This window comes from Crateriforma conspicua (assembly GCF_007752935.1).
In the GTDB taxonomy this organism is placed as follows: domain Bacteria; phylum Planctomycetota; class Planctomycetia; order Pirellulales; family Pirellulaceae; genus Crateriforma; species Crateriforma conspicua.
Genome location: NZ_CP036319.1, coordinates 2,783,664 through 2,795,476 on the forward strand (window position 1 = coordinate 2,783,664; position 11,813 = coordinate 2,795,476).

General features: G+C 58.0%; 8 protein-coding genes and 1 tRNA gene. 2 read left to right on the forward strand and 7 right to left on the reverse strand.

The genetic code is table 11. The features are described from left to right. Window positions 1-5 precede the first annotated feature (5 nt). Window positions 6-1,523 (reverse strand): sulfatase family protein, encoded by a 1,518-nt coding sequence (locus Mal65_RS10615; RefSeq protein WP_196784749.1) that lies wholly within the window; start codon window positions 1,521-1,523, stop codon window positions 6-8. Window positions 1,524-1,855: 332 nt separating this feature from the next. Here Mal65_RS10615 and Mal65_RS10620 point away from each other — a divergent pair, with 332 nt between their 5' ends. Further along, window positions 1,856-3,076 (forward strand): sialate O-acetylesterase, encoded by a 1,221-nt coding sequence (locus tag Mal65_RS10620; RefSeq protein WP_145297018.1) that lies wholly within the window; start codon window positions 1,856-1,858, stop codon window positions 3,074-3,076. A 32-nt stretch (window positions 3,077-3,108) separates the two neighbouring features. Here Mal65_RS10620 and Mal65_RS10625 read toward each other — a convergent pair whose 3' ends face one another. The 5 genes from Mal65_RS10625 to csrA form a co-directional block, all read right to left on the reverse strand. Beyond that, entirely contained in the window at window positions 3,109-3,963 is an 855-nt protein-coding gene (locus Mal65_RS10625; RefSeq protein WP_165701194.1) for a polysaccharide lyase, read from the reverse strand. A gap of 147 nt (window positions 3,964-4,110) precedes the next feature. Next, window positions 4,111-6,012: an FAD-dependent oxidoreductase gene (locus Mal65_RS10630; RefSeq protein ID WP_145297022.1), complete on the reverse strand. Its 1,902-nt coding sequence runs from the start codon at window positions 6,010-6,012 to the stop codon at window positions 4,111-4,113. Window positions 6,013-6,247: 235 nt separating this feature from the next. After that, window positions 6,248-7,750: an arylsulfatase gene (locus tag Mal65_RS10635; protein WP_390621841.1), complete on the reverse strand. Its 1,503-nt coding sequence runs from the start codon at window positions 7,748-7,750 to the stop codon at window positions 6,248-6,250. 432 nt (window positions 7,751-8,182) lie between these two features. Further along, a tRNA-Glu gene (locus tag Mal65_RS10640) sits at window positions 8,183-8,255 on the reverse strand. 406 nt (window positions 8,256-8,661) lie between these two features. Further along, window positions 8,662-8,856 carry a carbon storage regulator CsrA gene (gene csrA / locus Mal65_RS10645; protein WP_145297028.1) on the reverse strand — a complete coding sequence of 65 codons (195 nt, stop codon included), beginning with the start codon at window positions 8,854-8,856 and terminating at the stop codon, window positions 8,662-8,664. Between the two features lie 983 nt (window positions 8,857-9,839). Here csrA and Mal65_RS10650 point away from each other — a divergent pair. Then, window positions 9,840-10,343: a DUF2203 domain-containing protein gene (locus Mal65_RS10650; RefSeq protein ID WP_145297031.1), complete on the forward strand. Its 504-nt coding sequence runs from the start codon at window positions 9,840-9,842 to the stop codon at window positions 10,341-10,343. Between the two features lie 49 nt (window positions 10,344-10,392). Here the strand turns inward: Mal65_RS10650 and Mal65_RS10655 are convergent, their stop codons facing one another. Further along, on the reverse strand, window positions 10,393-11,703 hold the full coding sequence (locus Mal65_RS10655) for a prepilin peptidase (RefSeq protein ID WP_174820152.1): 1,311 nt from the start codon (window positions 11,701-11,703) through the stop codon (window positions 10,393-10,395). Window positions 11,704-11,813: the final 110 nt, after the last annotated feature.

Consider the following 11,813-nt stretch of genomic DNA (forward strand, 5'->3'; position numbering starts at 1 on the left):
TGGTGCTAGGGCCGAGTATGGCCGGCGGCTTCGGCGGATCGATAGGCGTCGGCCAAGCGTTCGACGATTTCCGCATACTGCCGGGTGACGTCGTGACTTTCGCTGGGGTCTTTGGACAAGTCATACAGTTCGTGACCACGGTCTTCGTCGCTGCCGTAGCGATAGATCAGCTTCCAAGTGCCCGTGCAAACGGCCACGGCGCTGTCCTTGCCGTTGCCCAGAATGAACACCGCTTCGCGACCCGGGATCTCAGGTCGTTTTCCCAGCAATAGCGGCAACGCACTGATGGAATCTTCGGCGGCGTCGGCGGGAAGGTCTCGATCGACCACATCGGCGATCGTGGCAAAGACATCGGTCAAGTTGATGGTTTCGTCGGACGTGGTTCCCGGCGTGATCATTCCCGGCCATCGAGCGATGAAGGGAATCCGGTGGCCACCTTCGTAGGAGTAGCCTTTGCCGTCACGCCAAGGGCCGTTGGTCACGTGACCCATCTTCTTGGCATCGGCCTTAGCGGTTTTGAATTTCCGGCGCACATCGCCCGAGTCATCGGCCAAGTTCAAGTGAACGTTCTGGGTGCCCTTGAAATCCTTTGGGGTGGAACCGTTATCGCTGGTGAAGATCACCAATGTGTTTTGGGCAATCCCCAGGTCATCCAACGTGTCCAAGATCTCGCCGACATGAGCGTCCAATTCCTGGACGTGATCACCGAACAATCCGGCTTTGCTGGTACCGCGATACTTTGCGGCTGGCGTCACGTGCGTGTGTGGTGCACAGGGGGTGAAGTACAGAAAGAATGGCCGTTGTGCATTGCGGCGGATGAAGTCGATGGCTTTGCGGGTCAGTGTGGTGTCGACTTGGTCATCGACACGGGGTGATTCCAAGCCATCGGGAAAGTCTTGGCCTTTGACGATCCGGTATGGCTGCCCCGGTTTGCGACCGACCAAGTCGTGGTTCTCGATGAACGCCCGCGTGGAATCGTTGTGGTTCGACGGCACGCCAAAGTGGTAATCAAAACCAACTTCCAGTGGTCCAGTGATGGGCAAGCGGTTCCAGTCTTTGCTGTATCCCAAGTGCCATTTGCCGATCGCCGCGGATGTGTAGCCAGAATCCTTCAAGAACGCAGCGATGTTCATCTGGTCGGAACTCAGCCGATAGCCGTTGCCTTTTTTGTGCAATCGCCATGGGGATCGACCGGTCAGCAATCCGTAGCGTGATGGAGAACAAAGTGAAGCAGCGGAATGTGCGTCGGTCAGACGGATGCCTTCGGCCGCCAATCGATCCATGTTCGGTGTTTTGATTTTGGTCGCGCCGTAGCAGCTGACGTCCCCATATCCCAAGTCGTCCGCAAAGATGACCACGACATTGGGTGATTCAGACGCGGCGATGCGGCCGGTCGTCATCAGGCCCGCCGACGCGACGATCAGCCAAAACAGGGCGGCGATGTGCCACAGGTGTTGAAAACGCTGGGAGTTCAATCGTAAGTGGGTAACACGATTGGGACGCGGGAAAGTGGGGATGCTCATGGCGGGAATGGGATCGTGGATGCTGCCCAGAAGTGAACGGCGATGGGGTTGGCCAAAACGCGGGACTACATCGTAACCGGGCCAAGTGTGGGGCGTGATCAATGAGCTGTCGGGCCGTCAGCGATTTGGCGTTCAGCAGCGTTTCGCGACCAATGAAATTGGCGGTATCCGCCGGGCATCACGGGACAGTCGAATCACCGGAGTGGAAAGCTTGGCGAGTTGGCAAGGCTTTGGTCGCGTGCGGAGTCGCTACGCTGTAGGCTCGTTCGGCTGCAAGCGTCGAGCAGCATGGTGTCAGTTCCGCTTCACCCATCGCCAAGTTGATCAAGCGAATGAAAATGCACGCGATTCTTTCCGCTCCGACCGCCATGGTGACCTGTTTGTGCATGGCTGGATTGTTTTTCCATGATGCGGTCCGTGCCGACCAAATAAAGCCATTGAAGGTCTTTGTTTTGGTCGGGCAATCCAACATGCAGGGGCATGCAAGTGTTGAAACGCTGGAGCACGTCCGGATGGATACGGCGACCGCACCGCTGCTTGCGAAGGTACAAGACGGGCAGGGGCAACCGCGACTGATCGATGATGTGTGGATCAGTTCGTTGTCCAATTCCGGTGAAAAGCATGGACGGCTGACGACTGGTTTCGGGGCGAATGATCAAAAGATCGGTCCGGAGTTGATGTTTGGAATCACGATCCATGAGTTGCTTGATGAACCCGTTTTGCTGATCAAAACGTCCTGGGGCGGCAAAAGCTTGCACACCGACTTTCGGCCGCCCAGTGCAGGCCCCTACGTCTTTCAACCCCACCAGATTCAACGTTTCGAACAACAGGGCAAAGATCTGGAAAGCATCCGTACTGAGAAACGAGAGGCCACCGGCCGGTACTATCGGTTGATGATTGAACACGTGCGAAGCGTTCTTTCAGACATTCGACGTGTCTATCCCGATTTTGACTCCAGTGCGGGATATGAATTGGCCGGGCTGGTTTGGTTTCAAGGGTGGAATGACATGGTCGATTCGGGGACTTACCCCGATCGTGATCAGCCGGGTGGCTATGCGAAATACAGCGAACTGTTGGGCCACTTCATTCGCGACGTCCGGCACGATCTTGACGCTCCGGGGCTACCGATCGTGATCGGTGTGATGGGCGTCAACGGCCCGACGGCTCTGTACACGACACAACAAAACCGCATCCGAAATGTGCATCAGAATTTTCGTCACGCGATGGCTGCGCCTGCCGAGTTGCCCGAGTTTCAGGGCAACGTTCGCGCGGTGTTGACGGAGAACTACTGGGATCAGGAATTGGCCGAGCTTCGCACCCGAGACAACCAGATCGGCCAGAAGATTCGCACGCTGAAGAAACAACAGAAGATGACTCGCGAAGAAGAGTCGGCGATGCGCGATCAATTGCGAAAGGACGCATTCACCGATGCGGAGTGGGAGAACCTTTCCAAAGGTGTGTCCAACGCGGAATACCACTATCTAGGGTCTGCCAAAATCATGTTGCAGATCGGCGAGGGGTTTGCCGAAGCGATGGCAGAGATGCAAGACTGATTTCCGGCTGGATTCGTGGGGACCTGGGCCGTCTATTGTTTCGGCGTCATCAACGAAAGATTGTCCAGGTAGACGTGACGGTCGTGGGATGAGACGCCTTTACCGCCGTAGTAGTAATTCAGCCAATACGACTTCAGACCTAACTGATCGGTGTTTCGCATTTGAACATTGGTCTGGTCCAAGACGAGTTCGCCGTCGACCCACGCTCGCAAGACGCCGTCGGGCCGGCCCGGCGTGTTGATCTTGCAGTACTGGTCGATGTGGTACCAACGTCCGGTCTTGATCGCGGCGGCGGGACCCGTCCAGCGAAATGAATCGCCGTACTTGCCACGCATGCGAGCGTGGTACGTGTAGTACGACAGCCCCAACGTTCCATCATCATTGGTGTGAATGCCGCCGCGTGCGGACCAGCCGTTGATGCCGTCCGACGGCTTGCCGCCCCAGCCAACGCTTTCGATGCCGCTCCACCCCGGTGCTTTGCCGCCGTAGCCGGAAAAGTTGTGGGCAAAACAAACGTCATAGCTGGCGTAGACCTCGTCGGGAAGCGAACCGAGGTGCCGCTGAAACATCAGCTGAGGGGCGCAACCATAGTGGCCGTCTTTTGCCACCGTGACTTGTAAGACTTTGCCTGTCGATCGACCGTTGCCACTCGGTGCCGGGACGTCAGAACGATCCGACGGATCAACGCATTGCATGTTCTGGCGATGACCGACGTCGTTCCAATCGCTCAGCCAGTCGGCGTCTTCAAAGCCGCTGGAATAGATGACGCGAAGTTCCGTGGGGTTGGGCGGCGGGGCCGGCGAGGCTGATTGTGCATTGGCGGATGTGACGGCAAGAATTGCGATCAGGATCGCGGGTTGGACGATGCGAGATGGTGAGGGTGGCATGGTGGTTGGCAGGTGGGCGAGTAGGCAGGTGGGCAGGTGGGCAGGTAGGCAGGTAGGCAGGTAGGCAGGTAGGCAGGTGGGCAGGTGGGCAGGTGGGCGGGGAGCAGGCGGAGGCGGGAGGCACTCTTGATCAGTGTTTTACGCGGGTCAGTCGTGGGCGGGGATACCCTGGGTCATGCGTTGTTTCAGCTCGTGCAGATGGCTTTGGTAGACATCGCGTGGGGTGCAGTCGTGAGCTTTGCAGATCGATGTGGCCATCGCAACGATTTCGCCCATCACACCGCCGGTCCGCATCACCCGTACCGGGCCCAAACCGGTTTGCGAAACGCTGATGTCGCGTCCCGCCATGAACAGGTTGTCGATGTTGCGACTGTACAAGCATCGATACGGTGCCCAATACGGGCCTTGGTAACGAAATTCCTTGCCGCGGGTGAACGTGGAGAAATAAGCATCACCGCTGTCGGATTCGAAGTATTCCGGGTGAGGCGAGTGGATGTCGATGTGCCAACTGCAGGGAAATGCAGCGTCGTCGAAAACCGTTTTGTCGCGAAAGTCATTGGCCGTTAAAACCACGTCGCCCATCAAGCGGCGGGATTCCCGCTTGCCTCCGATAAAGGCGGCCCACTTCAGTCGGTGGTTGGGATACTTGCCATCGATGTTCTTCAGCGTGTCCCAAGCACCGAACATCGCACGCAGGTTCAGGTCGCGAATCCATTCGCCGTCTTTGATGATGTCTTTGTTGAATCCCGATTCCCAAAACCAGTTGCCAAGTTGGTTGATGCCCGGCGCACCGAAAGCGGTTTTGCCGTCGCGTCCTGGGAACGCGATCTGCGACATGTCGACGGCCCACGGGCAACGCGGGAACGGCTGGGCCGCCTTGGAAGCGACGAAGTTGATCGATAGCGGATCGTCGTCGTCGCACAGGCAGCGAATCTGGTGTTCATTGGCCGTCGTTTCACCAATGCTCCACAAGTTCGTCGTCCCCATGTGACCTTGGGCGGCGTATTCATCGTCCGCGCCGACCAGCGCACCCAAGACGCCGTCGCCGGTGGAATCCAGGAACCACCGGGCGGTGAAACGTTTTCGTTGCCCCGAACGTGTGTGCTGGGCCGTGACGCTGACGATGTGGTTGTTGTCATGTTCGGCGGCATTGACGCGGTGCTGCAGGAACAAGTCCAAGTTCGATTCCGCCATCGCCAATTGGGTTTTGTGGCGGTCGTCGAACGCCAACGGACCTTTCGGATCGGGATGCAGTTTGATGCTGGCGCTGGGCGACAGTTCGTCGACGACCCGGCCGACTTCGGGATAGGGTTCGACACGGGATTCGCCCTCGGGCCAAACTCGGACTTCGCTGCTGCCGTTGCCACCCAGCACCGGTCGGTCTTGAATCAAAGCAACCGACAAGCCCAGACGCGCCGCGGCGATCGCGGCACACGACCCGGCAAAGCCGCCGCCGACGACCACCAAGTCATAGGTTCCCGCATCGACGGGTTCTTGATCCCAGCCCAACAGTCGGCTTCGCAACTGACGCAAAGCATCGCCGTCGTCGGGTGGCACAAAATCGAGATCGGCGGACAACAGGATCGCGTCGCATCGGCCGTCGAACCCCGCCAAATCGTGAAGCCGGACTTCGACGGTATCGTTCAGCTGGACTCGGCCACCGCCTTGCCAGTGCCATGCGGCGCCTTCGGTTCCAAACACCGTGTCGACGGGTTTTTGGTCGAACCGAATTTCAAAACGCCCGGGCGCACCGGGGGCGTTCCAGGGAGCCACCCAATCACGTGTCCTTGCCCAGACGCGGTACGATCCCGCCGCGGGCAACGTCACCTCGGTCACCGCATCGGCGACGGGTTCGCCCAGTCCGTGGGCCAACATAAAGGGCGATCCCATCTGGTCCATGAACTGTTGGTCGACCACCCAACCGCCCGCTTCGTCGAAAGATTCGGTTTCGATCAAAACCAATTGATCGTTGTCGGCAGCGACGATAGGAGGGGAATCGAGCATCAGGCAAGCGAGCAACACGACGGCGCAGGCACGCAGGACAGACATCGGATCGTTGCCTTGGGATGGCGGAGGCGGTGGGAATCAGCCGGAGTGATTTATTGTCATACAATTTAGCTGTGTCGCTGGTGGCGGGCAAGCGAAAGGGGGGCGAAGCGGCGTTCTTGGGGATTCGTGGCTTGCCAACGAAAAACGCCGCCTTGCCGACGTCACGCGTTGATGGGCGTGGGCGTTCGAGGCAAGGCGGCGATACGACGAAATCAAGCGGATCGCTGTGGCGGGATCAGTGATTGCTGCTTTCTTGCAGCTTTTGCATCACCTCTTCCAGATTGAAGCTGGCGGGTTTTTGGCGTGGCGGGAATTCCGCAAACGTCTCGATGAACTTGCCCGCGTAGGCTTGCGCCGGGACCAGCAAGAAAGCGTGGTCGATCAACCAGTCGTAATACGTGTTGGACGTGATGTCGGCTTGTTCGTACGGGTCGGCCCGCAAGTCGTACATCTTGGGCAACCGCAGTTGGGTGAACGGTTCGGCCCAGACCTTCAGCAATCCCGGTGCGCGTTGCTCCAGAAAGACCAGTTTCCAATTTTCAAAACGCATGGCGACCAGTTGGCCGTCGTCGTTGAAGTAGAAGAAGTCTTTCCGTGGCGATCGTTCTTCCTGGCCGGTCAGGTAGGGCAAGATGTTGTAACCGTCCAAGTGGACTTTGAACGTTTTGCCGGCGGCTTGGTGACCCTTCAGCAGTTTTTCTTTAATGTCATCTTCGCCGACGGCGGCCATGAAGGTGGGCAACCAATCCATTCCGCTGACGATTTCATTGGACACACTGCCGGCTTCGATCTTGCCGGGCCATCGCAGCACACAGGGAACACGGAAAGCGCCTTCCCAGTTGCTGTTCTTCTCATTGCGGAAGGGGCTAAGGCCGGCATCGGGCCAGGTGTTTTTGTGCGGTCCGTTGTCGGTCGTGTACAAGACGATCGTGTTGTCGCTGATGCCCAGTTCGTCCAGCTTGTCCAACAGTTGGCCGACCTGTTGATCGTGTTCGATCATGCCGTCGGCGTATTCGGTTCGTGATGTCAGACCGGGCTCGTCACGATTTTCTTCTTTGACGTGGGTGCGGAAGTGCATCCGGGTCGCGTTCCACCAACAAAAGAATGGCTTGTCTGCTTTGACTTGTCGTTCGATGAAGTCGATGGCGGCGGCGGAGGTTTCCTCGTCGACGGTCTCCATTCGCTTTTTGGTCAGCGGGCCGGTGTCTTCGATCTTGCCGTCGGCGCTGGATTTGATCACGCCACGCGGACCAAACTTCTTGCGAAACTCGGGATCGGTCGGATAGTTGCGGTTCTCGGGTTCCTCTTCGGCGTTCAGGTGATACAGGTTGCCAAGGAATTCATCGAAGCCGTGGGCGGTGGGAAGGAATTCGTCGCGGTCACCCAGGTGATTCTTTCCGAATTGGCCGGTGGCGTATCCGTGTGGCTTCAGCAATTCGGCCAGCGTTGCGTCTTCGGCCTGAAGACCCAGCGGCGATCCGGGCAGACCGACTTTGGCCAAGCCCGTTCGGTAGGTGCACTGGCCGGTGATGAAGGTGGATCGACCTGCCGTGCAGCTTTGCTCGGCGTAGTAGTCGGTGAACAGCATGCCTTCTTTGGCGATGCGGTCGATGTTGGGCGTTTGGTAACCGACCATACCGCGGGTGTAGGCCGAAACGTTGGTTTGACCGATGTCGTCGCCGAAGATGACCAAAATGTTTGGTGTATCATCGGCGGCGTGGGCGGTCGTGGTGGCCATCACTGTGGCGACCAGCCCGGCAAGGATCAGAGTTGCTGACCGGATCATGGGTGATCTCCCGGATCAAGAAAAGGGACTCAGGTAGTCTGGGAAACAAGAAGCCCGGCGGGACACTGGGAGGTCGCTTTCAGGGACGGTCTTTCATGGGAACAACAGACTTGCCCCTTTTCTGTCGTCTTCCAGCGACGGACCCATTGCCGGGAGCAGGAGCATAGCGGATCGGCAACCACGTGGCGGTGGGGGGATCCCATTAATCTTTGGTGACCGACGAAGATCAGTGAGTCAATCACGCAATGAAGAACGTGAATCGGTCACGCCGTGGTCATCAATCGCGGACTTTCCCACGGGGAAAAGGTCTTGGTCGGCTGGGTTGGGGGGGCGCATGAAAAAACCGCGATCCCGAACGAATCGGAATCGCGGTTTCGATTGCAGTGACCCCTACGGGACTCGAACCCGTGTTACCGCCGTGAAAGGGCGATGTCCTAGACCGCTAGACGAAGGGGCCGTTTTGATTGCCCAGGTCAGAGAACGAATCGGCCGAAGCCGCAGATTCTCTACACCTGAATCTTCGGAATTCGTCAAGAAGACGAATCAACCACGCGTTAACACGCGAGCGGCAATGCCTTGGCTGACGTGGGCGGTATCAAACCAAGAACCCGTGAATCCGTCAAGCCGCTCGACCGTCATTTATGAAAGTTGTCCGAAGGATTATCGGCACTGGTGGCGAACAATCCTTCGACGGGGGCGAAGGGGGAAGATCCCCAAAACCAAAGGTCCCTAAAACGATCTTTGCCCGACCGCGTGAGGGGCACAGGACCTGGGCGGTCAATCGAAACGGCCGACGCCATTGGCAACGTCGGTCCGCGTCGAAATCAGATGGCGGGCCGAAGCCGCCGTGAATCGGAGAACGCTTACGGTTCGACCGTGGGGTCGCCCGCTTCCATACTTTTTTGGATCGCGTCGTAAACTTCGCGGCGGTGCACCGGCACCTCGCGGGGAGCCTCGATACCCAGGCGAACCTTATCGCCTCGGATCTCAACGACGACAATTTTGATGTCGTTGTTGATCACGATGCTCTCGTTTTTCTTTCGTGATAGAACCAACATTTCAACTCATTCCTTGTTACCCGGTCAATTCATTTACTCCGGTGATCGCTGTTGGGTTCGGAGGGAAAGAACTGGCAGAGCATCGTAAGACGAATCATCGAGCGGTGAATCCAAATGATGCTGGATCAGAGCCCGAACGTTCGCGGTCTGCGTGCAAAATCCTATTGAACACAGCGTCCTGTTCACTTCCACTCTACGACACGCAAGCAAAACGTCAAGCAAAACGGACTTGACAAACCCGGAAAAGTATCTCCACGGACCAGAATCCCCGCGATTTGTGCCCGATTCTTCGCTTGCCGCCGCGAAAATGGCGGATTTTTAATTTTTCGAACACGGTCCCCCTTCAGACAGGTCACCTGTGCCGCGATGGGGCTGCGGTTGCCCGCACTCTCGGTTCTTCCTGCCTGATCCATAGGGTCTCACGTCGACCCAAGATCATCGAAACTGAGACGAATTGGACCAGGGGGTGAGCGTTTTGGGGGGGGCTGGGAGAGCCAATTTCCGTTCTGCGGCCGAATGTCGCACGAATCGATTCCGGTTCCGCCGGCCGGCGAACAGAAGACCGTCGGGATCCGTCCTTTGTAAGAGAGAGCAACGCTGTGGTGATCGTGGGTGCTTCGTGCTCGGAGGGGGGGATTTTGGAACAGATTCGAACGGCGAGGATGCCGGACCGAAGGGTCAGCACAGGGTGCCCGAGCGATTTGTGTCGCTGAGAACGATTCTGATGGTCGTCGTGAATGTTCGGCCGTGACCACCGGTTGGATCACCAGACGGTGAGCACGATGGGCGTGACGGCGGAAACCGATCGGCTGTCGAACATTCAACAGCATGGAGCTTCGCGGAGCAGACGAGCCATCGCGAAACATTCGAATCAAACGAGCTTTCGTCGACCGGGTACGCTGGTCCGCGATCGGCACATCACCCTGACCCATCGAATCACCGCAGCCAAACAATCCATTCGCCGATAAATCTGGATCGTCATCATGGTTCATGCCGTCAATCCGCCCACCGATCCCAACCGTCATCCGCGATCCGGGCGACGCGATCTGATCGGCGCGTCGCGAATCTTTACGCCCGAACAAGCCAACCGAACGCTGCCATTGGTCCGTCAAATTGTCCAGGACGTGATGCAACTGCGTCTTGAAATTGCTGCGTTGAATCAACAACTGGCTGGCTTGAATGAACGTGATGCCAACGAGTTGATGGGCCATCGTGACTTTGTGGATGAAGTCGATGACGTGCGCGATTCACTTCAGCAGGATCGCGACCGATTAGCGAGGCACATGGATGAACTGGCAAAACTGGGCGTGGTGATGCACGACGACGCCGAAGGCTATGTCGATTTTCGTGCCGTGCTGGATCGGCGAATCATTCACCTTTGTTGGCACATCGATGAACCGGAGATCGGTTACTGGCACGAAGCGAACGAGGTGGCGGCGAAACGCCGGTGCATCGAAGGACGGCGATTCGCCGAGGAGCGAAATTGAACCGCTGGTACTCAATTCAAGTGCCGGTCCCACCGCTGCGGCAAAGCGATCATTGAAAGGCGGCTTTCTTGATCAGTCCCCAGACGAACAGCATCACGCCTAACAGCCCACACATCGATAGGGCGAACCACAACAGTGACGGGCCCAGCGTGATCAACACTGATTCCAGGTACCCCGCATAAATGCGATCCCAAAACAGCATCGTCAGCACGGTCCCCGCACAAAGGTAGGGACCGAAAGGCACACGGGATTCCCGCGTGATCGCGTACTGGACCAAGACGATGGCGATTGCCGCAATCGGCGACAAAAAGAACGCGGCGATCGAAGCTTGCCAGCCGACGAAGGCGCCGATCATCGCCATCAATGTCACGTCGCCAAAGCCCATCGCTTCGACACCCATGGCGGCGGAGGCAACGATGCGGATGGCCCACACAACGGACCCGCCCACGGCCAAGCCGAACAGTGACGTCAACAGTCCGGTCCAAGCGATGCCGCCCCAAATTTCTTCTCGCATCAAGTACACGCCGCTGATTGCCACCAGTCCGACCAGCCACATGGCCATCAACAACTTCCATGTCGGATAGCGGACCAGGCCGGCCAAGAAAAACTCTACGGCTTTCGCCCAGCCTTTGCGCAAGATCACGCGGCGGTGTGACAGGGCAAAGCACCAGCCCGACCATATCGCAATCGCGGTCCACCATCCGGTCGACGTGAACCACTTGGGATCGGCCGGCAGATCGGGCAGGCTGAAAGTGATCGGACGAAAACTGGCCGGGACGCCTCCGGCACCGGGAACCAGTGCGGGCATGAAGATCCAAGGTGACGCCGTTGCCATGGTCAGGGCGATCAGCGTGCCCGGAATGGTGATCAAGTCGGGGATCGTTTGCTCGTCAAAATCGATGAACGTCGCCGCGGTCATCAAGATCAACAACAACGCGTGGGCCAGATAGATCCAATTCAAATAGCCGGCCAGATTGTTCACGGTGGCCGCATCACGGAACGATTCCGGCAACATGCCACCGGCCACACAGGTGTATTGGTAGTAAGCCGGCAGGGCGATCATCAGCCCCAATTCGATCATCAACGGCCGCACCCAAAACCAGCGTCCAAAGGCCGACGCATCACGACGGGATCGGATCAGCCATCCGAACAAGGGAATCCGGTCGGTCGCCGCGAAGGCGGTTGGTTTGGCTTCGTTCGGCTCTGACGCCCGGTCTCTTCGCCGCCACGGGCTGATCGGACGCGGGAACCAACACCAGGTGTAAATCACGTGATTAGCCAGCACGCCGCCGCCCAGCCCCAGAAGGGCCAGGATGATCCAGCGAACAATCAGTGGCAGTTCGATGAATGGCTGCAGCACGTGGGGCGTCGTGTTCGGTGCGAGGGGCGTGAGGATGCGGCGTCATGAAACGGTCGATCGTGTGACCGGCGGAATTGTAGGTCAATTCGACGGGGCTGTCCGCCGGACAA

Bases quoted from the DNA above. Each gene is read 5' to 3' on its own strand.
- Mal65_RS10615 (WP_196784749.1), bottom strand. From the start codon at position 1,523: ATGAGCATCCCCACTTTCCCGCGTCCCAATCGTGTTACCCACTTACGA.
- Mal65_RS10620 (WP_145297018.1), top strand. From the start codon at position 1,856: ATGAAAATGCACGCGATTCTTTCCGCTCCGACCGCCATGGTGACCTGT.
- Mal65_RS10625 (WP_165701194.1), bottom strand. From the start codon at position 3,963: ATGCCACCCTCACCATCTCGCATCGTCCAACCCGCGATCCTGATCGCA.
- Mal65_RS10630 (WP_145297022.1), bottom strand. From the start codon at position 6,012: ATGTCTGTCCTGCGTGCCTGCGCCGTCGTGTTGCTCGCTTGCCTGATG.
- Mal65_RS10635 (WP_390621841.1), bottom strand. From the start codon at position 7,750: ATGGCCACCACGACCGCCCACGCCGCCGATGATACACCAAACATTTTG.
- csrA (WP_145297028.1), bottom strand. From the start codon at position 8,856: ATGTTGGTTCTATCACGAAAGAAAAACGAGAGCATCGTGATCAACAAC.
- Mal65_RS10650 (WP_145297031.1), top strand. From the start codon at position 9,840: ATGGTTCATGCCGTCAATCCGCCCACCGATCCCAACCGTCATCCGCGA.